The sequence below is a fragment of the Halomonas sp. GT genome, from assembly GCF_002082565.1.
Lineage (GTDB): Bacteria > Pseudomonadota > Gammaproteobacteria > Pseudomonadales > Halomonadaceae > Vreelandella.
In genome coordinates this window covers 1,370,778-1,395,712 of the sequence record NZ_CP020562.1, presented here as the reverse complement: position 1 = coordinate 1,395,712, position 24,935 = coordinate 1,370,778, and the positions used below count along the sequence as shown (strand labels likewise).

Sequence of the window (24,935 nt, the reverse complement as noted above, 5' to 3'; positions counted from 1 at the left end):
CGAATTGAGCAATTGCCTTCACTCTCGTTGCCTACCCAGGCTTTACCCCTCTGACGAGGCTCTGGGTAGGTTTTCGTTGGGGCCAGTAACGTGAATAAGCATAGGGTTCAATAACAACGCTTAACAATAAGGCTGCGCCATTACTAGATTCTTTTGGTAAGCGCACATACCTGTCGGCGCTACGTCCGGCCTAATGTAATGAAGGAGTTCTTATGGCTATCGGTGTTTGGATCAGTCTTACCGCCTACTTTGCGCTCATGATCGCCATCGGCGTTTATGCCATGCGCAAAGCGACGTCTTCATCCGAAGACTACATGCTGGGTGGTCGAGGCCTCAGCCCACAGGTGGCGGCCCTGTCGGCTGGTGCTTCAGACATGAGCGGCTGGTTGCTGCTGGGGCTACCCGGTGCAATGTTCGTATCTGGCTTGGGCTCAGCCTGGATTGGTATTGGCCTACTCGTGGGTGCGTTCTTCAACTGGACACTGGTCGCCCCACGACTTCGTGAACAAACGGTTCACTACGGTAATGCGATCACTATCCCAGCCTTTTTAGCGAATCGGTTTCCGACAAGAGCCCTTTCGCTACGTACAGTGTCCGCTATCGTTATTGTTATCTTCTTCGCAGTTTATACGGCATCAGGCCTAGTGGCAGGCGGCAAGCTGTTTGAAAGCGCATTCTCCGGCATCTTCAATATCGGTGATATGAGCAACTACGCCATGGGTGTCATCATTACACTGGGCGTCGTGCTTATTTACACCGTTGTCGGCGGCTTTCTCGCCGTGAGCATGACGGACTTTGTGCAAGGCTGCATCATGATGCTTGCTTTGGTGATCATGCCAGCGGTGGTGCTCTTTGGTGAAGGCGGCGGCGGTTTTTCCCAGGCGTCACAGACGCTAAATGAAGTTGATCCCACCCTACTATCCTGGACGTCGGGACTGACCTTTATTGGCTGGCTATCAGCGGTTACTTGGGGGTTAGGCTATTTCGGACAGCCACACATCATTGTGCGCTTTATGGCGATCAGGACACTCAAGGATGTTCCTGTCGCCCGCAACATTGGCATGGGCTGGATGCTTATCTCCCTAATTGGTGCGGTCTCACTGGGTATTTTTGGTCGAGCATATGCAATCCGTAATGGATTAGATGTCCAGGATCCGGAAACAATTTTTATCATCCTTGCGGAGCTGCTGTTCCACCCGCTGATCACCGGTTTTCTTTATGCGGCTCTCCTAGCTGCGATCATGAGTACTATCTCCAGCCAGCTTCTAGTGTCGTCATCATCGTTGACGGAGGACTTCTATCGCCTGTTCCTGCGTAAAGAAGCAACTGACAAGGAGTGTGTGCGCGTTGGTCGAGTCTGTGTTGCGCTAGTTGGCTTGGTAGCAGCTTTAATAGCGTCTGACGAAAACTCTCAGGTGTTGGGGCTGGTCAGTAATGCGTGGGCTGGCTTCGGTGCGGCGTTTGGTCCGCTGATTATTCTGTCGCTAATGTGGCCACGTACGAACGGTAATGGTGCCATCGCTGGCATGGTGGTAGGCGCTGCCACTGTCATGAGCTGGATCTCGCTAGGCTGGAACGGTGAGTTCATGGGTGGCCCTGGTGTTTACGAGATTATTCCAGGCTTTATTGCTTCCTTCATTGCCATCCTGGTGGTGAGTAGCCTGACTAACGACTCTGGCGAATATCAGCATATTGATCGCTAGTGAGCCATTAAAAGCAAAAGATTTAAGTCGATACATCTACGCTATGTGTCGACTTGCAAGGAGAGAACCATCATGAACAAAGCTAACCTTAATCTGCATAGCGACGTGAGCGATCTACGCTCACGCATCCGTAGCAACTATGACGTCGATGAAGCAGCGGTGCTGCATGAGCTGATCGAACGAATCAAGCTATCAGAGGATGATCGACGCAAAGTTGCTGCCGTCGGCGCCCACTACGTGGAACGTGTGCGCAAAGAAAGGTCTCCCTCAATGATGGAGGCGTTCCTCGCTGAGTACGGCCTGTCAACCACAGAAGGTGTAGGCCTGATGTGCTTGGCAGAAGCCCTGTTGCGCGTGCCTGATGCAGAAACCATCGACGATCTGATCCACGATAAAATCGAGCCGTCCGACTGGGGCGCGCACTTGGGGAAATCATCCTCATCGATGGTTAACGCCTCGACCTGGGCACTATTGCTAACCGGCAAAGTGTTGGAAGAGGACCCTAAGGGCCCAACCCGAGCGCTACGTGGTTTAGTACGCCGCATGGGCGAGCCGGTAGTGCGTAAGGCGGTTGGCCAGTCGATGAAGATTCTCGGTCGTCAGTTCGTACTTGGCCAGACCATCGAAGAGGGTATGAAGAATGCCCGCGACCTAGAGAAGCAAGGCTACACATATTCTTACGACATGCTGGGCGAGGCAGCTCGCACTGATGAAGATGCCGTCCGCTATCACGAGGCCTATGCCAAAGCAATTACTGCTATCGCCGAACAGGCCAAGGGCGATGTACGTGGAAGCCCCGGTATCTCGGTAAAACTCTCGGCTCTGCATCCGCGCTATGAATACACCCACCGTGACACGGTCATGGAAGAGCTTGTTCCACGTGCGTTGGAGCTGGTAAGACAAGCAGCCAAAGCCAATATCGGTTTCAACATCGATGCAGAAGAGCAGGATCGACTGGATCTGTCTCTCGACGTAATCGAGGCTCTGATGTCTGACCCCAGCCTAGACGGATGGGATGGCTTCGGGGTCGTTGTGCAAGCCTACGGGCGGCGCGCCGCGCCGGTGATAGAGACTCTCTACGAACTTGCCGAGCGATTCGGCCGCAAGATCATGGTGCGCCTGGTCAAGGGTGCCTACTGGGATACCGAGATCAAGCTGTCCCAAGAAATGGGCGTTAAAACCTTCCCGGTCTTCACTCGTAAGGTCAACACCGATGTTAGTTACATGGCCTGCGCTCAAATGCTCCTTGACCGGCGCGACCGCATTTATCCACAATTCGCCACTCACAACGCCCATACGTGCGCTGCTGTAGTGGCCATGGCAGGCGATGATAAGGACAGCTACGAATTTCAGCGCCTGCATGGCATGGGAGAATCGTTGCACCACATCGTTAAGGAGGCCGAGGGCACGCACTGCCGCATCTACGCCCCAGTCGGCGCTCACCGCGACTTGCTGGCCTACTTGGTACGTCGTCTGCTAGAGAATGGCGCGAACTCCTCGTTCGTCAACCAGGTAGTCGATAGCTCGATTCCCCCAAGCGAGGTTTCAAGAGACCCCGTTGAAGGGTTTAAACAGCTTGGCGACGCCATCTCAAGTCCGTTGATCCGCCAGCCTGGAGAGCTGTTTGCGCCAGATCGCAAAAACTCCAAGGGTTATCGTATCAACGAGCCCGCCTCGATCCTGCCGCTGCTTAATGCGCGGGAAACGTTTGCTGACAAGACCTGGACAGCAGGCCCCATGCTAGCGGGAAATCCTGCTCCCCAGGGCCCGGCTCGCGATGCCGTCTCCCCCGCCGACGAGTCGCGTATTATCGGCAAGGTACATGAGGCCACCCCTGATGAGGTAGCCGCCGCCCTTGACGCTGCAGAGGAAGGTTTCCGCGAGTGGTCAGCACGTCCGGTGGCCGAGCGTGCCGAGGTGCTCCGTCGTACTGCGGATCTCTATGAAGAACATATCGCTGAACTGACCGTGATCACCACCCGCGAAGCCGGTAAGATGATGTTTGATGGCATCGCTGAAGTGCGCGAAGCGGTTGATTTCCTGCGCTACTACGCCAATGAGGGCGAGCGGCTGGAGGCGGAAGAACCCGGTAGCGCCCGTGGCATTTTCGTCTGCATCAGCCCCTGGAACTTCCCGCTGGCCATCACCACCGGGCAGATCGCCGCTGCCTTGGTGGCTGGCAACGCGGTGCTTGCCAAGCCCGCCGAGCAAACACCGCTGATCGCCGCCCGCGCCGTCGAGCTGATGCGTGAAGCTGGCCTACCTGAAGCGGCACTACAGTTGCTGCCTGGCGATGGCCCCACAGTGGGCGGCCCGCTGACTAGCGATCCCCGCATTGCTGGTGTCTGCTTCACTGGCTCGACTCCCGTAGCACAGATTATCCATAAGGCGTTGGCAAAGAACGCAGGACCCGATGCCATACTGATCGCCGAGACCGGCGGCCTTAACTCGATGATAGTCGACTCTACGGCACTAACCGAGCAGGCAGTCCGCGATATATTAATCTCCTCCTTCCAATCCGCTGGGCAACGTTGCTCAGCGCTACGCATGCTGTATGTGCAGGAAGAAGCGCGCGATCGGTTGCTCAACATGCTTTATGGTGCCATGGACTCGCTCACCATCGGCGACCCTTGGAATACTGACACAGACGTCTCACCAGTGATCGACGCCGACGCTCAAGCCGAGATAAGCGACTACGTGGCGGCTCACGAAAAGTCTGGCAACGTACTTAAGAAGTTGTCTGCGCCGGAAACCGGCACTTTTGTCACTCCAGCAGTGATCAAGGTCAGTGGCATTGAGGATCTTGAACGTGAAATCTTCGGCCCGGTTCTACATGTGGCCACTTTCAAGGCACGAGACATCGACAACGTGGTCGATGCCATCAATGGAAAAGGCTATGGGCTGACCTTCGGCCTGCATACCCGCATCGATGATCGCGTGCAGCAAATTGTCGAGCGCATCCATGTCGGCAACGTTTATGTTAATCGTAACCAGATCGGCGCCATTGTCGGTTCCCAGCCATTCGGGGGCGAAGGCCTTTCAGGTACCGGACCCAAGGCCGGTGGCCCGCTCTATGTCACTCGCTTCCGCCGCACTGCCGTCACCGAACACCACGTGGCTCCGGAGGGTAAGACCGTTTCTCTCAGCGACCTCCAATCGGCCCTAGATGGGCTGGATGCGCGTAACTGGGCGGTACGACCAAACCGGATCGAGGTACTCCGCAAAGCGCTCTCCGGCAAAGGTGGCGTGATCCGCAAAGCCCTCAATGAGACAGCGTCCCTCGACATGACACCGCAGACACTTCCGGGGCCAACAGGGGAAAGCAACCGTTTGGCGATGTATCCAAAGGGAGCTGTTCTTTGCCTTGGACCAACTCTCGATATCGCTGCTGCCCAAGCCATACAGGCGCTTGGCGCAGGCTGTACGGCGGTAGTAATCGCACCAGGCGCCGCCCAAGCCGTCCAGCCGCTAGTCGATGCTGGCGCGCCAGTGATTGGGCTCGAGGGAAGCATCACGGCAGATACGCTGAGCGAGATCAACGGGATTGCAGCAGTCGCCGCGGCTGGCAAAAGCGATTGGACGCATGAACTGCGGATAGCACTTGCTAAGCGCGACGGTGCCATCGTGCCACTCGAGACGCAGACCATTTCACCAGATCGCTACGTGGTGGAACGTCATCTGTGCATCGACACGACTGCTGCGGGAGGCAACGCCAGCCTGCTGGCAACGGCCGAATAGGCCCCCAAGCTTTGTCGACGCCACATTTCGCAACTAAACTTAGATAAGATAATGACCTCGTGTTGCCGGGAGACGACTAGAACAGGCGTCTCCCTAGCAAGGAAGATCGAGGATCAAACGGTAGCGCCTTGTTACGCGAATAAGAAACGGAGTTAAAAATGCGTGCCACTACCGGTCCTGCACGGCAAGCGCGCTAACCTGTCGGAGCTAGCTCCGTCCTGACGAATTGGAGAACTTTCATGGCTATCGGTGTTTGGATCAGTCTTTTTGCCTACTTTGCGCTTATGATCGCCATCGGCATTTATGCTATGCGCAAAGCGACATCTTCATCGGAAGATTACATGCTGGGTGGACGTGGCCTAAGTCCACAAGTAGCTGCTCTATCGGCTGGCGCGTCGGACATGAGCGGCTGGTTGCTGCTTGGGCTGCCCGGCGCAATGTTTGTTTCCGGTTTGGGATCAGCTTGGATAGGCATTGGCCTTCTGGTGGGTGCATTCTTCAACTGGACCCTGGTCGCCCCCCGGCTTCGTGAACAGACGGTTCACTACGGTAATGCGATTACCATTCCAGCCTTTCTTGCAAACCGATTTCCGACACGTGCGCTTTCCCTGCGCACGGTGTCGGCTATTGTTATCGTCATCTTTTTCGCGGTTTATACAGCATCTGGCTTAGTCGCTGGGGGCAAGCTGTTTGAAAGCGCGTTTGCCGGTATTTTTAACATCGGCGGCATGAGCGACTACGCTGTGGGCATTCTTATTACACTTGGTGTGGTACTTGTCTATACCGTTGTTGGCGGCTTCCTGGCCGTTAGCATGACTGACTTCGTTCAAGGCTGCATAATGATGTTGGCGCTAGTCATCATGCCAGCAGTAGTGCTATTTGGCGAAGGTGGCGGCGGGTTCTCCCAAGCATCGCAGACGCTAAATGAAGTCGATCCCACCCTACTATCCTGGACGTCAGGGCTAACCTTTATTGGCTGGCTCTCTGCGGTGACCTGGGGGCTTGGCTATTTCGGTCAGCCACATATTATTGTGCGCTTCATGGCCATCCGGACGCTGAAGGATGTGCCTACTGCCCGTAATATCGGCATGAGTTGGATGCTTATTTCCCTGATTGGCGCTGTTTCTCTAGGTTTGTTTGGCCGGGCCTATGCGATTCGCAACGGCATGGATATCGAGGATCCAGAAACGATCTTCATCATTCTGGCTAACCTGCTATTCCACCCGCTGGTCACTGGTTTCCTCTACGCGGCACTGCTTGCTGCAATTATGAGCACTATTTCTAGCCAATTGTTAGTGTCGTCCTCTTCATTGACCGAGGACTTCTATCGTCTGTTCTTACGAAAGGAAGCAACCGATAAAGAGTGCGTAAAGGTGGGGCGAATCTGTGTCGTACTGGTTGGCCTGGTGGCCGCTGTGATCGCGTCAAATCCAGACTCCCAGGTTCTTGGACTAGTGAGTAACGCCTGGGCTGGCTTTGGCGCAGCATTTGGCCCGCTGATCATTCTGTCGCTAATGTGGTCTCGCACGAACGGTGCTGGCGCCCTTGCAGGCATGGTGGTGGGTGCTGCTACCGTCATGATTTGGATTGCATTAGGCTGGAACGGAGAATTCATGGGTGGCCCCGGCGTGTACGAAATCATCCCTGGCTTCATCGCTGCCTTTATTGCCATCTTGGTGGTTAGTCGCGTAACTGCCGATGCGGGTGAATATCAGCATATTGATCGCTAGACGAGCGCCAATTACACACTCAACGTGATCAAACAATTAGTTGATTATCGAGGCCTTCCCGTGGCATGGGAAGGCTTCTTTCATTTCAGATTGCCTCTTTTATAAGCCCAATGTTTAGCGGCGTAGCTCCACTCTTTGCCCCAGGTCAATAACCTGTCTTCTTCTACCCGATACACTCCTTACATGGTTCGCGATCATGTCGAACAACGGTTCACGTTAACCTCTCACTGCAAAGACTCATATTAATGGTCAGGAGCGATGCTATGCGCCATAACTCTCTTTCAACACTGCTCACCACTGGACTTGCAGCAGCCACATTGATGGCAAGCGGCCAAGTTTTAGCTTACGGCGCTGGCGATTTCTTTACTCGCGTGGGTGTTGCCAAAGTGGAACCAAAAGGCGACAACGGCTCATTAGCTGGAGGCGCGTTGGCGGTTGATGTTCAAGACAAAACCGATTTTGCATTTACACTTGGCTATCGCTTCCACGACAAGATGGGTATCGAGTTACTGGCAGCTCTGCCGTTTGAGCACGACATTGCCCTGAACGGTGACAATCTTGCCTCTACCAAACACCTCCCCCCCACACTAACTCTCCAGTACTACCCACTAGGTGGAACTGATGCGCGCGTACAGCCTTATGTAGGCGCAGGTATTAACTACACCTTTTTCTCTGATGAAGAACTAGCCATTGGCGAGTTGGAGCTGGACGACTCTTGGGGTGCCGCTGCTCAGGTGGGTATCGATTTACTTATCGATGATAACTGGGCGCTTAACGCAGCAGCGTGGTATATCGACATCGATACTGACGCAACCGTTAACGGCGACGCTGCAGGCACAGTAGAGATTGACCCTCTGGTGGTTATGGCAGGCTTAAGCTACCGCTTCTAAGCACCGCTACGGCTGTGCTAGCGCCATAATCGTATGAAAAATGCCCAGTACCGCTGCTTGCGGTGCTGGGCATTGTCATTGCTGATACCCTGATCACACTAGGCTTCAGCTCCTCGTCTTACCGCGACCTAGCTTTCGGTAACTAGCCGATCTATCTTTTCAACGGCGCGAACAACCAGCAGCTGGTCACTGGCACGCACTTTTTCCTGCATCAGGTAAGCAGCCACTGCCGGTGCTACATCGCACTTGTCAGGCATGGCGGCCTCGGCATCAACCAGTGCATTTAATCGAGCGATAAAGACAAATCGAATCCACTGAGGCAGCGACATCGTGTCGATACAGAAGGGTTGCTGGCTATTAAATGCTGAGATATCAGGCGTTGGCATACGCCATAAATTAGCGGCCTTCATTGTGGCTTCAAGCTCAAGAAGCGCGGTTTGAAGCTGCTGATGGACGCTCATAAGTACCTTTTCCCTTTGAATCAATAAGCCTTTATTATCCCAGCACTATGCGCAAGTTGCCAACCATCTGGCTGAATTTGTGCCTTATTCACAGACTCACAGAAAACCTGCAAGAGACTGTGGATAAACTATGGAAAGATGTCGCTACTGTTACTCTCATGCGGGTTACGCCATGTTGTGCAATTTTTAACCACTTTGATAATAAAGCACGGATTAATCAGCGTTTGCGGCTGACAGTGATACATCAGCAAGGTAGAGTGCAGGCTTGAAATGCGGAAGGATGTCATGCAACCAATCCAAACACTTGATGAGTTTTTTACACGTAGCGGCGCCGACGTTTCCCTCTACCATATGGGACGACGAGTAACGACCTGCCCACGAGAAACGCTGCGTTCATTCGAAAGCGGCGAGATAGCCTGGCCTGAACCCTGGCAACAACAGGCAAGACTTGGCGTGGTATTTCGTATGGGTGACATGCCTGAACCAGCCATCTGGTTTTTGGCGCTGCCGCTAGACGAACAAGGCAAGCTCTCCCCCGCCCAACGAGACGGCTTTATTAATCGCTTGCTAGAAACCCTTGGGCGAAATGCTTCACAGGTGGAAAATAAACCGCTAGGTAAGGCAGAAACTGCAGACGTGGATCATCTAATGAAGGATAATCCCCTCGCTTTTTCGCCTGATATTACTTTTCAAGCAATGCTTAATGCACAGGCCACCCACGCATTAGGGCTAGCCGCTAGCCAACACTTAGAGCCTGTAGAAGCATATCTCAGTGGCCAACAGACTATTGATTGGCAAGCACTGGGATTACAAGGCATCGCTGATTATGTGGTACGCCTCGATTTACCCACATCAGAAGCGCTAGCGCTGCGCCTACCCCACCTGCCCACTAATGTCGCTCACTCGCTGTGCTATTGCCTGGAGCATAGGCCTCTTGAAGAGCCGCTGGTAAGTGCATTACGGGCGCGTGGAGAACAAGCAGCCATTGATGCCGACGTAGAAACCCTGTGCGCCTGTGTACGCGCCGTGGGCTGCACACTATCAGCAAGTGTAGGCAAATGGTACTCAAGCCTTTTAAATGACCCCGCTGCCTGCGGCCCAGATATTATCGCAGCCATCGCTGGCCGCGGGTGGCTATTGTTAGAAGACGCTGAACGTTTACCGTTGCTTTTACAGCGTTTAGCAGAAGACAAACGCACTAACTTTAATGCAGTAGTACGTGACCTTGCACTGATTCCCAGGCTCCGCCTATTGGTTATGCTGACACTACGCGACGCATCGCCAGATTCTGCGATTCAGCTAAGGCTAAATGCGTTGATTAACCAAGCTAGAAGCTAGCTATTCATTCATGAGACGCTAAAACGACTCATTTCTTGATGACAAACCTTCATTTGCCAGGAGTATGCCGTGAAGGAATTACCCTATCAGGCCAAAGCAGTCATCGGCCGCCGTGAAATGGTGACGTTACCTGAGTTAGGGCTTCACCTTTGCTGCAAAGCCGATACTGGCGCGCGCACCTCTGCTTTGCATGCCGAAGAGATTGAGACTCATGAAGATGAGGATGGGCAGCTGTGGGTAAGTTTTATTACCCATAGCGGTGGCCCGCAAACGCCTGCTCACCGCTACCAGCTCCACTTGCACGACAGGCGGCGCGTTACCAGTTCTAATGGGCACAGCGAGTGGCGTTATGTGATTCGCACCCCGATGCAATTGGGTGAACTAAATTTTCCGGTTGAACTAACCCTGACTGACCGTAGCAATATGCGCCATCCCATGCTGCTTGGGCGCCGCGCTATGCGACGCTTGCTTATAGCCCCTGGGGCTGCATTTTTGCACGGCGAGCCTTAAACTAACTTATTAGCCACATCTTTTGGCCCCGGAGCCCTGCATGCATATTGCCCTGCTTTCGCGCAATCGCAATCTATATTCTACTCGCCGCCTTATTGAGGCCGCCGAGCAGCGTGGGCACACCGCTCGCGTGGTAGACACGTTGCGCTGCTATATGAGCATCGCCTCCCACCATCCGTCGATTCATTATAAAGGCGCTGAAATCGAGCCCTTTGATGCCGTCATTCCTCGTATAGGGGCATCGGTCACGTTTTATGGCTGCGCCGTACTGCGTCAATTTGAAATGATGGGCACCTACGTTATAAACGACTCTGTTGCCATCACTCGTTCGCGGGATAAATTGCGCTCGCTACAACTTCTCTCAAGGAAGGGGCTGGGCTTGCCCATCACAGGTTTTGCCCATTCTCCTGATGATATTCCTGACCTAATTACCATGGTCAAAGGTGCACCGTTGGTCATCAAGCTGCTGGAAGGGACGCAAGGTATCGGAGTTGTACTTGCTGAAACTAATCAAGCAGCTGAGTCGGTTATTCAAGCGTTTATGGGCATGAAGACCAATATCATGGTGCAGGAGTACATTAAAGAAGCTCGTGGTGCCGATATTCGCTGTCTAGTGATTGGCGATAAAGTGGTTGCTTCGATGAAGCGTCAGGCAGCCGAGGGTGAGTTCCGTTCAAACCTGCACCGAGGCGGCACCGCCAGCGTCATCCGCATTACACCGGAAGAGCGCTCAACCGCCATTCGAGCGGCAAAAGCCATGGGGCTGCGCGTTGCAGGTGTCGACTTACTGCGCTCTAACCATGGGCCGGTGATTATGGAGGTTAACTCATCACCTGGATTACAAGGTATTGAGAATGCAACAGGTAAAGATATTGCTGGCATGATCATCGAACACATCGAAAAAAATGCCATGCCGGTGCGTAAAGCGCCACCCAAGCCTAAAGGCTAAGGCTGGATGCAAAAATAATCCGCATTAGGGGTGGCAAATTATCGCTGCCACCCCCACAATCTGCGTCACCGAAGGAGGTAGACGCTCATGTTTCTCGATAATCGCCAAGTGGCGATGGACAGCGTGCTGGAAGCGCTGGCCGACAGCATTGATTATTTCCAGGATAATATTGAACGCCTGCGACCTACGCTGCGTGACGCGCTGAAACCGCACTACACAGAGCGGTTAAAGCAGATGCGTAAACTACAGGAGCTTGCCCGTGCGCACTTAAAAATGCTTCCCAGGGATGCCGATGTAGAGCGTGATGACTTTTTATGGCTATGGAGCCGTCTAAAAAGTTTTGTGGGTAACGATAGTCAGGTATTAATCAATGAGCTGCTGGAACAAGAGCGTGTACTGATGCAGGCCCTTTCAACGCTATTCACTCATCCCCTGCCCGACCCCATTGAGCCTGTGGTTGAAGAGTGCATGCAAGGTTGCCGTAAACTAATACGCGAATTGTATAGCTTACAAAAGCGCAAAACGCATCGCTAACCTATTGATCACTCCTATTGGGCACCCAACGCTTGCTCATGGGGCGCTTGTGCCAATCTCTCAGTTGCGTGTTCAAGGTCAACCAGGAAGCGATACACTTCGCCGACGTTGCTACTAGCTTTTAATTCGATAGGTTCTGGAGAGCCTAGAAAGTGAGGCTCTCTTCCCCAGATGTATAGATCTCCTACTGTAGCAACCCGCGCCACCCATTCGCGAATTTTCAACCGCCACTCCCCAGCAACAGACTCCTCTTCGGCTACACAGCCGGTTACCTCCATCCCTAATGCACGACCAATAAAAACTGCCCGGGGAAGGTGCCAACTCTGTGTAACCAGCAACGCCTTATCTAACTGAAAGACGTCCCTAGCTCGCGCAAGCGTGTCATAGGTGCTGAAACCAGCAAAATCCATGGTGAGCTGATCCGCTGGCACTCCGCGACGATAAAGGTCACGCCACATGGCGCGAGGCTCGTTATAGGCTTGAGTACGATTATCCCCAGAGATCAATAAATGACTGACCCGCTGGTCGGCAATTAAACGCGCAGAGGTTCGCATACGGGCGTGAAAGTGAGGGTTTCGAAAGCCGCTACGTGTCCAATTAGAGGTACCAAACACGATCGCCACATCGGCTGGGCGACACTCTGCAAAATTTTTATCAATATAGCGTGCCGTACTGGCAACCACCCAAAAATTACCAACTATAAACAGCGATGTCGCCAGCAGCATAAGTGCTCCTAGCGACATCAAAAAACGTTTTATGTAACGTAATAGCAGGCTGTGCATCCAGCTCCCCACCAGGGGTTAAAACATGCCGAGCTCAAGCTTGGCTTCGTCGCTCATCATGTCACGGCTCCAGGGCGGGCTGAAGACTATTTCAGTATGTACCTTATTAATCTGAGGTGCGCCTAGGATTTTATTCCGCGCATCAGCCGCAATGACATCGCCCATTCCACAGCCTGGTGCGGTAAGCGTCATGCGAATAGTCACCATCCGCTCACCACTTATCAAGCGCTCAAGACGACAACCATAGACCAACCCTAGATCAACAATATTAACCGGTATTTCGGGGTCGAAGCAGGTACGCAACTGATCCCAAACAAACTGTTCAATTTCTTCATCGCTGGCACTTTCCGGCAGTGTTGGACGCGGCAAGGGCTCGAGTCCTAACGCATCTAAATTACGCCCTTCAATAAGATAAAGCCGTCCTTCAAAGCCAACACTTACCGAGCTTCCCTTCGCTTGCATCACGCTGACAACACAATCTTCGGCCAGTGTCTCCGTTTTTCCAAACGGAATAGCAATGGCGTCAACATCACGTTGAAGCGGCAGTTTTTGACCACGTTCAAGGCTGGCCACTTGCTCAATATCCATAACGGTCCTTAAATGACGGCCTTTAACGTACCATTCCAATCACACGGTTAAGTGCCGCAATGAACGTATCTATCTCTTGAAGCGTATTATACGCCGCAAATGATGCACGACACGTGGCATCTACGCCAAAGTGGTGTAGTAATGGTTGTGCGCAATGATGTCCGGTCCGAATAGCGACGCCTAGCTGATCAATCAGCAGCCCAATGTCCTGAGAATGAGCACCTTCAACCACGAACGAAAGCACCCCAGCTTTATGCGGCGCTGTGCCGAGAATGCGTAGGCCATCTATCTGGCTCACCGCTTCAGTGGCATGTTCCAGCAATACGGCTTCCCAAGCACCTATCGACTCCACGCCAACGCCTTCTAACCACTCAATAGCGCGCCCCAAAGCAATCACCTCCGCAATGGCGGGAGTGCCAGCCTCGAATTTATGCGGAAGTTCCGCAAAGGTGGTACCGACGTCAAAAGAGACCGTTTTAATCATTTCACCACCACCCTGCCAAGGCGGCATTGCTTCCAATAAGTCCTGCTTACCGTACAGCACGCCAACCCCAGTAGGGCCATACACTTTATGCCCAGAGAATGCATAAAAATCTGCATTAATCTCCTGAACATCAACCTGCTGGTGCGGTGTTGCCTGGGCGCCATCCACCAGAATAAGCGCACCGTGCTGATGGGCAAGCGCTGCCATCTCTTTTACTGGGTTAATGGTGCCCAGCGCATTCGAGACATGATTAACCGCCACCAGTTTAGTGCGCTCACTGAGCAGCGCGCGATACGCCGCCATGTCTAGCGACCCATTAGCTTCTACGGGAATAACCTTGATAGTAAAGCCGACTTCAGCGGCTAACAGCTGCCAAGGTACAATATTGGAGTGATGCTCCAACATTGAAATTAGCACTTCATCGCCCGCTGCAAGTTGGGAACGCCCCCAACTTTGAACTACCAGATTAATTGCTTCAGTCGTGCCCCGCGTAAAGATAATTTGGCGTGCATCTTCCGCATTGAGAAACGCCTTGACGCGATGTCGTGTGGCTTCAAACGCGGCTGTCGCCTCATCCGACAACGTGTGCAGCCCCCGGTGGATATTAGCGTTATAGCGCGAGTAATAGTCGCTGAATACGTCAATAACCTGCTGGGGAGTTTGGCTTGTCGCGGCATTATCTAGATATACCAACGGCTTTCCGTGCACTTCCCGTTTTAGTATCGGGAAGTCGTTGCGAAGCGCCTCAACATCAAACGCTGCAGGGGCGAGCACGGAGGGTTTCTCAATCACGCTATGGGGCATCGATGACTCCTTGGCTAGTCGTTGAGTGCGTTAGTCGTTGAGTGCGGCCGCTGCTTCTACCAATCCAGCGAGGTTGAAGCGTTCCGGCAGCTTGCCCGCTACTGCCAACTCTACCCGCTCAGCAATCACATCTAACGCGACCTGCTCAAGCACCTCGCCAGCAAATGCAAGCGTTAACAAGCCTCGCGCTGTCGCCTTGTCAATACCGCGGGTACGTAATGCATAGATCGCGTCTTCATCCAACTGCCCCGTGGTAGTGCCATGAGAACACTTCACGTCATCAGCATAAATTTCGAGCTCAGGCTTGGCATCGATATGTGCACGATCTGAAAGCAATAAGTTTTGGTTACTTTGGAAACCTTCGATCTTCTGGCTATCGCGCTTAACGAAAACTTTACCGTTAAAGACACCATGAGCGCGGTCATCCAAAATGCCTTTATAGTTCTCGTTCGAGAACGTGAGGGGCGCATTGTGATTAACCTTGGTGTGGTTATCCACGTGCTGGCGACCCTGACCAAAGAACAGGCCATAGAAGTTGGTTTCTGCGCCTTGGCCGTTTAAATCACTAATAAGGTCGTTGCGCACTAGCGCACCGCCCAAATTCAGATTGTAGGAGCTGTAGCGGCTGTCCCGGCTCTGTTCAACATGAATACTGGCGACATGCAGATCACCCAAGGGCGCCTCTTGCAATTTGTAGTGATTCAGAATCGCACCGCGATCAAGCATCAGTTCTGCAACCACGTTGGTGAAGTTGGCCGCATCGGCCTCACCGATGTAGTGCTCAATTAACGTAGCTTCACTACGCCCTGCTGCTTCAACCAAAATGCGCGGATGACTCATTACTGGCGCACCCGCACGGGACAGAAACTGAAGCAGGATGGGTTTTTCCACAACGGTACCCGGTGCAATGCGCACCACAGCACCCTCTTCCATAAACGCTGTGTTCAGCGCTGCGAACGGGGAAAAATCTACTCCCGTTAAGCGACCTAGCGGCCCACCAACGGCTTCGTGGTTATCGCTCAGCGCTTTAGAAAGCGGCATTACCTGAACGCTATCTGGCAGTGCTTCTAAGTCTGACAGCGCAGCTGAGAAAATACCGTCCACAAAGGTCAGTCGGTACGCATCCAACGGCAGCGTAAGCGCGGCTGCTTGGACCTTGGAAAAGTCTGCATTCTCTGCCAGCGAAAAGTTTCCCTGAGCAATCGTGCGTACGTCAGTGTATTTCCACTCTTCATCGCGGCGAGTAGGAAACCCCATGGCTTCAAAACGGGCAGCTCCCGCTTGGCGGCGAGCCGCGATCCAGGTTGGCTCAACTCCTCGCTGTTGGCTACGCGCTTTCAGCGTGTCCAAAAACGTTTGCGTATCGCTCATGCCGCAGACTCCTCAATACCTTCATAGCCGTTGGCTTCCAGCTCTTTAGCAAGCTCAGCGTCGCCGCTCTTCACAATACGACCGTCGACTAAGACGTGCACTTTATCCGGCACGATATAGTCAAGCAGACGCTGATAGTGAGTGACCAGCAGAATGGCTCGCTCTTCAGCCCGCAGACTGTTAACGCCATCGGCAACGACTTTCATCGCGTCGATATCGAGACCAGAGTCAATTTCATCAAGCATGGCCAGCTTTGGTTGGAGCACCAGCATCTGAAGAATTTCGTTGCGTTTTTTCTCACCGCCAGAGAAACCTTCATTGACGGCACGCTGCAGGAAACTGGCATCCATCTTCATAAAGCCCAGCTTCTCTTTCACGAGCTTCATAAACTCAGGAGCGGGCATTTCTGCTTCACCACGTGCGACACGCTGAGCATTAAGCGCAGACTTAAGCAGGTAGATGTTTTTTACCCCTGGAATTTCCACTGGGTACTGAAAACCTAGTAGCAAGCCAGCTTGAGCGCGCTCTTCGATTTCCATTTCCAGGACGTCCTGTCCCTCAAAGGTAACGCTACCTTGGGTCACTTCGTAGCCATCTTTACCGGCAATAACTGCCGACAATGTGGATTTACCTGCGCCGTTCGGGCCCATAATGGCATGCACTTCACCTGCATTGATGGTGAGCGTTAAACCTTTCAGAATTTCTTTGCCGTCGACGGTGACGTGTAAATCTTTAACTTGCAACATAGTCATAACCTTTTAAATTCCTGCGGGACGCTAGCGCGTCTCCCGTAAAATAAGTCAGGGGCCGAAGTGGTTAACCCACTGCGCCTTCAAGCGTCACATTTAGAAGCGCTTCTGCCTCTACCGCGAACTCCATTGGCAGCTCTTGGAAAACGTCTTTACAGAAGCCATTAACAATCATGCTGACCGCATCTTCTTCAGAAATTCCACGGCTTTGGCAGTAGAAAAGTTGATCTTCGCCGATCTTAGACGTGGTGGCTTCGTGCTCAATCGTGGCGGTGCTGTTGCCAATTTCTTGATAAGGGAAGGTATGAGCACCGCACTTGTCGCCAATTAACAACGAGTCACACTGGGTGAAATTACGAGCCCCTTTGGCACGAGGGCCAATTTTGACCAAGCCACGATAAGATTGATCGCTCTTACCTGCCGAAATGCCTTTGGCAACGATATAGGAACGAGTGCCTTCGCCAATGTGAATCATTTTGGTGCCAGTATCCGCTTGCTGACGACCATTAGTTACCGCCACAGAATAGAACTCACCGATACTGTCTTTGCCACGCAAGATGCAAGAAGGATATTTCCAGGTGATCGCCGAACCGGTTTCTACCTGTGTCCAACTGATCCGGGAACGCTCACCGCGACAATCGCCACGTTTGGTAACGAAGTTGTAAATCCCGCCTTTACCGTTCTCATCACCGGGATACCAGTTCTGAACGGTGGAGTACTTAATGTAGGCATCATCCAGCGCAACGAGCTCTACGACTGCCGCGTGAAGCTGGTTTTCATCACGCATTGGCGCCGTACAACCTTCCAAGTAAGACACCTGAGCACGGCTCTCACAGATAATTAGAGTGCGCTCGAACTGGCCGGTGTTGGCCGCATTAATACGGAAATAGGTCGACAGTTCCATAGGGCAAGTCACGCCTTCAGGAACAAACACAAACGATCCATCGGTAAATACAGCCGAGTTCAGTGCGGCAAAATAGTTGTCAGCCACCGGAACGACCGTACCGAGGTACTGTTTAATAAGGTCTGGGTAATCGCGAATTGCTTCAGAAATCGAGCAGAAAATAACGCCCGCTTCGCCTAACTGTTTTTTAAACGTGGTTGCCACGGAAACAGAGTCAAATACGGCGTCGACTGCCACACCCGCGAGCGCTGCACGCTCATGTAAAGGAATCCCAAGCTTTTCATATGTTTCGAGAAGTTTAGGATCAACTTCATCCAGGCTCTGAGGGCGGTCTTCAGGGCGCTTGGGCGCACTGAAATAAGAGATCGATTGATAATCAATTGGCGGATAATCAAGATGCGCCCAGGACGGTTCCTTCATTTTCAACCACTGACGATAGGCATCTAAGCGCCACTCCAGCATCCATTCCGGCTCACCTTTTTTATTAGAAATAAAGGCGATGGTGTTTTCATCAAGGCCAGGTGGCAGGGTGTCGCTTTCAATATCGGTTATAAAACCATCTTTATATTCGCGACGAACCAACTGTTCCATTTCTTCGCTTGCCATGGTGATACCCTCCGGGCAGTTGGGTGGCGAGCCTAGCTCGCCGTCAATAGGGTTAGTCTATGTTGCATTGCCTAAGCAGATGCTAGGCTAATGCTTTGAATCGGTAACTGTACGGGTAGCTTGATTGGCGTCGTATCAGCTAGGTGCGCCAACGTAACGCTTTCCAGTAACGTGCGAATCGCCAGTGAAACTCGCTGCCAGTTATCAGCGACACCGCAGGTAGCAGCCAGATCACACTCACCCTCCGCTTGGCTACACTCGGTCATTGCCACAGGCCCTTCAATAGCGGCAATAATATCGGCAGCGGTGATGTGTGATGCGGGTCGCGCCAGACGATAACCACCCTGAACACCACGTTGCGACTCCAGAAGACCAGCTTTCACCAGCATCTTTAGCGTTTTGCTAACAGTGGGATGTGGTAGCTGCACTGCGTCTGCTAAATCAGCCGCCGCATGTGACGCTTGTGGGTGGCGAGCAATTTGTGCCATCACTACAGCGGCATAATCTGTCAGCCGAGAAAGCTTGAGCATGTTGACTCCCATTCGCCGTTACAGTTGGCTTACCCGTTAATTGGTACCATTTTAGTCCTGTATAAATTTGATGTGAAGCCCTAGAACAAAATCGTTATCAATTTGTGCAAAATAACAGCACGTTCGGCTCTGATAGCATCAAAAACAACAATCATTATCATTTGAAAAAGCTATCGATGTGTTTAACAAAAAAAACCTGCGAGAATTTCGCAGGTTTTTTTAAAAGAACAGCTCCTTGTGACGAAGGTGCTATGTCTTTGAGTGCTATGTCTTTGAGTGCTATGTCTTTGAGTGCTATGTCTTTGAGTACTATGCCTTTAACTACTATGCCTTTAAGTACTATGCTTTTTTGACGAACTCGGACTTAAGCTTCATGGGTCCAATACCGTCAATCTTACAATCAATATCGTGATCACCATCGACTAAACGGATATTTTTGACTTTAGTGCCTACCTTAACCACCAGTGAACTGCCTTTGACTTTGAGGTCTTTTATGACAGTCACGGTGTCACCATCGGCCAAAATATTGCCGTTAGCATCACGAATACCAGAGTCAGCTTCTTCAGTGCCCTCTTCTGTTACTTTTGACCATTCGTTGCCGCATTCCGGGCAGACATACTGGATACCATCATCGTAGGTAAATTCAGAGGCACAGGCAGGACAATTGGGTAGATCACTCATAACAGGCTCCATCACATCAATCTAATTCACAGGATTTAGAAAGCGATGGAGCCTACACGGGTTCTGCAAAATGTCCAGAGTTGGTGTCTTAACCACGCTGATAGGTGCCTACTAGTCGGTTCATACCCAGCAGGTGTGGCTCAACTTCATTGAGCAACTCTTGAAGCGTTAACCCTTCAGGTAGTGAGGTTTGATGATCCAACGCTAACACCCAAAAATAGTAAAGATGGTTGCCATGTCCTTCTGGCGGCATCGGTCCACAATAACCATTACTTCCTTTGTCATTTACTCCCGTCGTACCTAACGGCGTCTTTTCAGCCAGCTCCTGAATATCACCAGGAAGGTTATAGAGCACCCAGTGGACAAACCCGTAACTTCCTTCTTTTACCAATGGTGCATCAGGGTCGTGACAAATTACTGCAAATCCCTTGGTGCCTTCTGGCACACCTTCCCAGGTTAAGGCAGGCGAAACATCTTCGCCTTCGCCGGTGTGCTTAGTAGGAATAGATTGATGGTTGAGAAACGCGCTGCTAGTCACATGCATAGAGGATAGTGCAAATGCCATGCTGCTCTCCTATAGGGACAAAACAAAAAAGCATTTTTAGCCTTGTCGAATAGCGATAAGAAGTCAACATTAATTCAGTTTAGCGGAATGCCGCTGCCACCACTCATTTGCAATGCTTACATTGCCTGCATTCGCAGCCGAATCTAACACTTTGGGCAACTGTATATAGTCACCTCGCGTTCTCGCCATTAATAACGGATCTTGGGTGGCAAGCTGAAGCGCATATAGGGCTAACATCAACTCATAGTCATCGGTCGTATTTAGACGCGCAAACAGCAAAGGTACGGCGGGCAAGCCAATTTCTCCTAGCCGCTCTGCCGCAATATACCAAGTACGGGGATTATCTTGTCCGCCGTACTGCGAAACAAAACGCCTGTCTGCCAATCGACTAACATAGTAAGCCGCCTTCTCTTCAGGGCTCGTTAACAGTGGCGGCACCCAGTCGGTTACTTGGCGGTTAGTTACGTAACCTGACTGCGCTGCTCCTGGAGATACCTGAGCCACGCTAGACGGCACTTCCTGAGCGACCGCATCAGGTGCTTGAGAGGAGGCTGGCTGACCAGCGCACCCCACTAACATAGTAAACATTGCGCATGCTGGCACTAACCTTAGAAGACGCTGCTTCATGATAAATTCCCTATATCAATATCCATACTTATTCAGACCAACGCCCTTCCCGCTTTAGGCGCTTTTTTACCCAGCGATCATAATACCAGCGTAAGGCTGTTTTGATCCCTGGCAGGCCAATCAGCCATGCGATTGGCACAAGCAGAGGAATACGCATCATTAGCAAGCGGTAGGCATCGATGCCTTCAATAAGCGTGCCATCAGCTTTTTCGATATGTAGCGAGCGTAAAGCAGCGTCTGCTGTCACCCCTTTTTCACGCAATTGTTGCTGATGCTCAGTGACATCACACCAGTTAATCCCGGTACCATGTTTGCCAGCCCATCTCTCAAAAAGACGACGATCCTTTCGGCATACAGGACAAACAGCATCGTAGAAAACATTGATAGAGGCATTATCAGACATATAGGCTCTCATCGTGGTCGTATTTAGCAGTGTGACACTTTGCGCTTTCTACGCAAATTTCCACTTAACCGGGGCGCTACAATGAAACATCTATTAATCGTTGCCCATGCTCCATCAGTTAATACACGCACTCTGTGTGATGCCGCGCAGCGGGGCGCAAGCCAAGACATTGTTGAGCAGGTTACCTGCACAGTAAAAACGCCTTTCGAAGCTGGACCCGACGATATTCGCGCCTGCGATGGCATTTTGTTGGGCACGACGGAAAACCTGGGCTACATGAGCGGCGCGCTTAAGGATTTTTTTGATCGCAGTTACTACAGCATATTGGAAGAGAAACAAGGGCTTCCATGCGCACTCTATATTCGCGCTGGACACGACGGCACCGGCACCCGGCGGGCAATAGAAAGCATTGTGACAGGACTACGTTGGCGCTGGGTTCAGGAACCACTAACGTTACGTGGTCAGTGGCAAGACACTTTTGCAAACCAAGTAGAAGAGCTAGGCCTTTACATGGCAGCGGGACTGGATAACGGTTTATTTTAATGCCGTTATGAACGCAAAACGGCACCACATGGGTGCCGTTCTATGGGTAGCCGTTGTGTTTATTTGAGTCGTTCAAACACGGTCGCAACCCCTTGCCCCATGCCAATACACATGGTGGCAAGGCCGAGGGTAGTATCGCGCTGCTGCATAACGTTAAGCAGTGTCGTACAGATACGCGAGCCAGAACAGCCCAGCGGGTGGCCTAGCGCAATGGCACCACCGTTGAGATTTACTTTTTCATCCATGGCATCTAAGAAGCCTAGATCTTTCAAAACGGGCAGACCTTGTGCAGCGAACGCTTCGTTGAGCTCAACCGTTTGAATGTCTGCTGCCGACAGGCCAGCGGCTTTCAGTGCTTTTTTAGATGCAGGCACTGGGCCATAACCCATGATGGAAGCATCACAACCCGCAACACCTGTTGAAAGCACTTTCGCAATCGGCTCAAGCCCCAGCGCCTGGGCGCGCTCGTAGCTCATAACAGCCATTGCCGAAGCGCCTACCGAAAGTGCAGATGACGTGCCCGCAGTAACGGTACCGTTGCGAGGATCAAATACCGGCTTAAGGCTGGCCATTGACTCGATACTGGCCTCAGGACGAATTACTTCATCGTTTTTGAACAGAATTTTAAAGCCGCGCTGATCGTGGCCTTCAACACCAATTATTTCGTTATCGAAATAGCCTTTTTCCATCGCGGCCTGGGCACGCTGGTGGGAACGCACGCCAAATTTATCCTGGTCTTCACGAGAAATACCGTGCATTTTGCCTAGCAGCTCAGCGGTCAGCCCCATCATCATGGCGGCTTTTGCGGCGTACTTACTGGCAGCGGGATTAACGTCTACACCGTGAGCCATGGGCACGTGCTCCATGTGCTCTACCCCACCGATCACGTAAAAGTCGCCCATACCCGCTTTAATGTTGGCCGCCGCAATATGCAGTGCCGTCATTGAGGAGCCGCATAGACGGTTAACGGTTTGCGCAGGCACCGAGCGGGGAATACCGGTCATGATCGCCGCGTTACGCGCGATGTTCATGGACTGCTCAAGGGTCTGGTTAACACACCCCCAGATCACATCGTCCACTTCGGACGGATCTAGATTAGCGTTACGATCAAACAGCGCCTGCATGACGGCTGCTGACAAGTTCTCAGCGCGCACATTACGAAACGCGCCATTTTTAGCTTTCGCCATGGCGGTACGTACACCGTCAACCACCACGATATCTCTTGGGTTCAAACTCATCTTCTATCTCCTATGCGTGGTGGTTAGGCCTGAGTGCCAGAATAAAATTGCTCGTTATTTTGAGCCATCTGACGCAGTTTCTCAGTGGGCGCGTAAAGCGGGCCTAACTCTTCCGCAAGGTTTTCGGCTAGCTTCACGAATTCGGCAACACCCATCGCGTCAATGTAGCGCAGCGCGCCACCGCGGAAGGGAGGGAAACCGATGCCGTAGATTAATGCCATATCGGCTTCAGCTGGGGTTTCCACAATGCCATCTTCAAGGCAACGAACAGTTTCCAGACAAAGCGGTACCATCATGCGAGCGATAATGTCTTCGTCAGAAAACTCTTTCTGCTCTTTCACGACGTCTTTCACCAGCGCGTAGGCTTGCTCGTCGGTAACTTTCTTAGGTTTGCCTTTCTTATCTTCTTCATAGGCATAGAAGCCTTTATCGTTCTTCTGGCCCAGACGCTTATTGTCGTACATCACCTGAATAGCGGTTTTGCCGTCACGCGCCATACGATCAGGGAAGCCTTCAGCCATCACTTCGTTAGCGTGTACCGCCGTATCTAGACCCACTACATCCAGTAGATAAGCAGGTCCCATGGGCCAGCCAAATTTTTCCATCACTTTGTCAACGCGTTGGAAATCAGCGCCCTGCTCTACCAGGAAACTAAAACCACCAAAATATGGGAACAATACGCGGTTGACCAAGAAGCCGGGGCAGTCATTCACAACAATCGGGGTTTTGCCCATTGCACGTGCGTAGGCAACTGTTGCGGCCACCGCCGCATCTGACGTCTTCTCGCCACGAATAACTTCTACCAGCGGCATACGATGCACAGGATTAAAAAAGTGCATACCGCAGAAGTTTTCTGGACGCTTAAGGTTCTTGGCCAGACGATTGATAGAAATCGTTGAAGTGTTAGAGGTAAGGATGGTGTTTTCGCTCACCATGCCTTCCACTTCGGTCAGTACGGCGTCTTTGACCTTGGGATTTTCAACCACCGCCTCAACCACTAGATCAACATTGCCGAAATCACCGTAGGAAAGTGTGGGGCGAATATTGGTCAGCTTTTCAGCCATCTGTTCGGTCGTCAGCTTTTTACGCTCTACCTGCTTAGCAAATAGTTTACGCGCCTCTTTCAGGCCCAGCTCGATAGCCTCATCGTTAATATCTTTCATTATGATGGGCGTGCCTTTACTAGCACTTTGATAGGCGATACCCCCCCCCATAATGCCAGCGCCCAGTACAGCTGTCTGCTTAACTGGCTGCGACTGCTTCTCGTATTTGCTACCTTTTTTCTTCACGACTTGGTCGTTAAGGAACAGGCCGACCAAGTTAAAGGCAACACTGCTGAGTGCTAGCTTGGCAAATGCTTTTGCTTCAATTGCCTGGGCTCGGGCGCGCGTCTCGCCAGCGCCTTTTTGGATCACTTTGATCGACTCTACCGGCGCTGGGTAGTGAGGGCCAGCCTTGCCAGCTACAAACCCTTTGGCGGTTTCAAACGCCATCATTTGCTCAATGGCGTTGAGATTAAGCGGTGCTTTCTTCTCTTCACGGCGTGCCTGGTAATCCAACTCACCGGCATTAGCGCGGTCTAACATGTCCAACGCAGCTTCTTCCAAAAGCTCGTGGCATACAACCGCATCGACTGCGCCGACTTTCAGTGCTGCGTTAGCACGGTTTTCAGTGCCACCGGCAATCCACTCAATCGCGTTATCCGCGCCAATCAAGCGAGGTAAACGTACACATCCCCCCCAGCCTGGCAAAATGCCTAGTTTGGTTTCAGGCAAGCCGATTTTGGCTTTCTCACTCATTACTCGGAAATCGGTCGTCAACAGTACTTCGCAGCCCCCTCCCAAAGCCAAACCATTAATGGCCGTCACCGTGGGGAAAGGCAGGTCTTCAATCGCATTAAAAATGTCGTGAACCTTAAGGTTCATCTCGACAAGATACTCTTCACCTTTGTCAAAAAGGCTGTGAAATTCGGTGATGTCAGCGCCAACAATAAACGCATCTTTGCCGCTGCTAATCATCAACCCCTGTAGGCCGCTTTCAGCTTGAAGCGCTTTTACTGCCTCGCCCAGCTCTGCCACAACAGCACTGGACAGCTTATTAACGGACTCATCTTTCAGATCGAAAGTGAGCTTTGCGATGTCATTGCCACCTTGGGTGTCACGACGCTCCACCGTGATGGCATTGCCTTGATAGATCATCCGCGCTCT

23 protein-coding genes are annotated in these 24,935 nt (G+C 52.1%); 9 read left to right on the top strand and 14 right to left on the bottom strand.

Going from position 1 to position 24,935, the window contains the following annotated elements:
- Positions 1-212 precede the first annotated feature (212 nt).
- The 4 genes from putP (B6A39_RS06540) (at position 213) to B6A39_RS06525 (ending at position 8,061) form a co-directional block, all read left to right on the top strand.
- Positions 213-1,703, top strand: coding sequence for a sodium/proline symporter PutP (gene putP, locus B6A39_RS06540; RefSeq protein ID WP_083002816.1), 1,491 nt, complete (start codon positions 213-215; stop codon positions 1,701-1,703).
- 72 nt (positions 1,704-1,775) lie between these two features.
- Entirely contained in the window at positions 1,776-5,441 is a 3,666-nt protein-coding gene (gene putA, locus B6A39_RS06535; RefSeq protein ID WP_083002813.1) for a bifunctional proline dehydrogenase/L-glutamate gamma-semialdehyde dehydrogenase PutA, read from the top strand.
- A gap of 239 nt (positions 5,442-5,680) precedes the next feature.
- Complete coding sequence (putP, locus tag B6A39_RS06530; protein ID WP_083002809.1) at positions 5,681-7,171, top strand: sodium/proline symporter PutP; 1,491 nt, start codon at positions 5,681-5,683, stop codon at positions 7,169-7,171.
- Between the two features lie 263 nt (positions 7,172-7,434).
- Positions 7,435-8,061 (top strand): OmpW/AlkL family protein, encoded by a 627-nt coding sequence (locus B6A39_RS06525; RefSeq protein ID WP_083002806.1) that lies wholly within the window; start codon positions 7,435-7,437, stop codon positions 8,059-8,061.
- A gap of 128 nt (positions 8,062-8,189) precedes the next feature.
- On the opposite strand, the gene B6A39_RS06520 is transcribed toward B6A39_RS06525, so the two are convergent.
- The gene (locus tag B6A39_RS06520) at positions 8,190-8,522 is read right to left on the bottom strand and encodes a YqcC family protein (RefSeq protein WP_083002802.1); all 333 of its coding nucleotides are present in this window, start codon (positions 8,520-8,522) and stop codon (positions 8,190-8,192) included.
- Between the two features lie 285 nt (positions 8,523-8,807).
- Here B6A39_RS06520 and B6A39_RS06515 point away from each other — a divergent pair, with 285 nt between their 5' ends.
- From B6A39_RS06515 to B6A39_RS06500, 4 genes are all read left to right on the top strand, one after another.
- A complete protein-coding gene (locus B6A39_RS06515; protein WP_083002799.1) occupies positions 8,808-9,860 on the top strand; it encodes a DUF3549 family protein in 1,053 nt (350 codons plus the stop codon).
- A gap of 69 nt (positions 9,861-9,929) precedes the next feature.
- Positions 9,930-10,370, top strand: a complete 441-nt coding sequence (locus B6A39_RS06510) for an ATP-dependent zinc protease family protein (RefSeq protein ID WP_083002796.1) — start codon at positions 9,930-9,932, stop codon at positions 10,368-10,370.
- A 40-nt stretch (positions 10,371-10,410) separates the two neighbouring features.
- Positions 10,411-11,319 (top strand): 30S ribosomal protein S6--L-glutamate ligase, encoded by a 909-nt coding sequence (gene rimK / locus B6A39_RS06505; protein ID WP_009724955.1) that lies wholly within the window; start codon positions 10,411-10,413, stop codon positions 11,317-11,319.
- 87 nt (positions 11,320-11,406) lie between these two features.
- Positions 11,407-11,853 carry a hypothetical protein gene (locus tag B6A39_RS06500; protein ID WP_009724954.1) on the top strand — a complete coding sequence of 149 codons (447 nt, stop codon included), beginning with the start codon at positions 11,407-11,409 and terminating at the stop codon, positions 11,851-11,853.
- 14 nt (positions 11,854-11,867) lie between these two features.
- Here the strand turns inward: B6A39_RS06500 and B6A39_RS06495 are convergent, their stop codons facing one another.
- The 11 genes from B6A39_RS06495 to B6A39_RS06445 all read right to left on the bottom strand — a co-directional run bounded on the left by B6A39_RS06495 (position 11,868) and on the right by B6A39_RS06445 (position 20,947).
- On the bottom strand, positions 11,868-12,635 hold the full coding sequence (locus tag B6A39_RS06495) for a SanA/YdcF family protein (RefSeq protein ID WP_083002792.1): 768 nt from the start codon (positions 12,633-12,635) through the stop codon (positions 11,868-11,870).
- 18 nt (positions 12,636-12,653) lie between these two features.
- Entirely contained in the window at positions 12,654-13,223 is a 570-nt protein-coding gene (gene sufT / locus B6A39_RS06490) for a putative Fe-S cluster assembly protein SufT (RefSeq protein ID WP_083002788.1), read from the bottom strand.
- A gap of 22 nt (positions 13,224-13,245) precedes the next feature.
- Positions 13,246-14,511, bottom strand: a complete 1,266-nt coding sequence (locus tag B6A39_RS06485) for an aminotransferase class V-fold PLP-dependent enzyme (RefSeq protein ID WP_083002783.1) — start codon at positions 14,509-14,511, stop codon at positions 13,246-13,248.
- A gap of 30 nt (positions 14,512-14,541) precedes the next feature.
- The gene (gene sufD / locus B6A39_RS06480) at positions 14,542-15,882 is read right to left on the bottom strand and encodes a Fe-S cluster assembly protein SufD (protein ID WP_083002779.1); all 1,341 of its coding nucleotides are present in this window, start codon (positions 15,880-15,882) and stop codon (positions 14,542-14,544) included.
- Entirely contained in the window at positions 15,879-16,628 is a 750-nt protein-coding gene (gene sufC / locus B6A39_RS06475; protein ID WP_038483082.1) for a Fe-S cluster assembly ATPase SufC, read from the bottom strand. The genes sufD and sufC overlap by 4 nt, the downstream gene beginning before the upstream one ends.
- Positions 16,629-16,698: 70 nt before the next feature.
- Positions 16,699-18,141, bottom strand: a complete 1,443-nt coding sequence (gene sufB / locus B6A39_RS06470) for a Fe-S cluster assembly protein SufB (RefSeq protein WP_030068888.1) — start codon at positions 18,139-18,141, stop codon at positions 16,699-16,701.
- A 71-nt stretch (positions 18,142-18,212) separates the two neighbouring features.
- On the bottom strand, positions 18,213-18,671 hold the full coding sequence (locus B6A39_RS06465; RefSeq protein WP_083002775.1) for an SUF system Fe-S cluster assembly regulator: 459 nt from the start codon (positions 18,669-18,671) through the stop codon (positions 18,213-18,215).
- A gap of 339 nt (positions 18,672-19,010) precedes the next feature.
- Positions 19,011-19,352, bottom strand: coding sequence for a zinc ribbon domain-containing protein YjdM (locus B6A39_RS06460; RefSeq protein WP_083002772.1), 342 nt, complete (start codon positions 19,350-19,352; stop codon positions 19,011-19,013).
- 88 nt (positions 19,353-19,440) lie between these two features.
- Positions 19,441-19,917: a YbhB/YbcL family Raf kinase inhibitor-like protein gene (locus tag B6A39_RS06455; protein ID WP_083002767.1), complete on the bottom strand. Its 477-nt coding sequence runs from the start codon at positions 19,915-19,917 to the stop codon at positions 19,441-19,443.
- A gap of 69 nt (positions 19,918-19,986) precedes the next feature.
- Positions 19,987-20,544: a hypothetical protein gene (locus B6A39_RS06450; protein WP_083002763.1), complete on the bottom strand. Its 558-nt coding sequence runs from the start codon at positions 20,542-20,544 to the stop codon at positions 19,987-19,989.
- A 28-nt stretch (positions 20,545-20,572) separates the two neighbouring features.
- Complete coding sequence (locus tag B6A39_RS06445; RefSeq protein ID WP_083002760.1) at positions 20,573-20,947, bottom strand: thiol-disulfide oxidoreductase DCC family protein; 375 nt, start codon at positions 20,945-20,947, stop codon at positions 20,573-20,575.
- 81 nt (positions 20,948-21,028) lie between these two features.
- Between B6A39_RS06445 and B6A39_RS06440 the strand changes: the two genes are divergently transcribed.
- Entirely contained in the window at positions 21,029-21,490 is a 462-nt protein-coding gene (locus B6A39_RS06440; RefSeq protein ID WP_083002756.1) for a flavodoxin family protein, read from the top strand.
- A 59-nt stretch (positions 21,491-21,549) separates the two neighbouring features.
- Here B6A39_RS06440 and fadA read toward each other — a convergent pair whose 3' ends face one another.
- Together fadA and fadB are read right to left on the bottom strand one after the other, a co-directional pair.
- Positions 21,550-22,728, bottom strand: a complete 1,179-nt coding sequence (fadA, locus tag B6A39_RS06435; protein ID WP_038483059.1) for an acetyl-CoA C-acyltransferase FadA — start codon at positions 22,726-22,728, stop codon at positions 21,550-21,552.
- A 23-nt stretch (positions 22,729-22,751) separates the two neighbouring features.
- Entirely contained in the window at positions 22,752-24,926 is a 2,175-nt protein-coding gene (gene fadB, locus B6A39_RS06430) for a fatty acid oxidation complex subunit alpha FadB (protein ID WP_083002753.1), read from the bottom strand.
- Positions 24,927-24,935 lie beyond the last annotated feature (9 nt).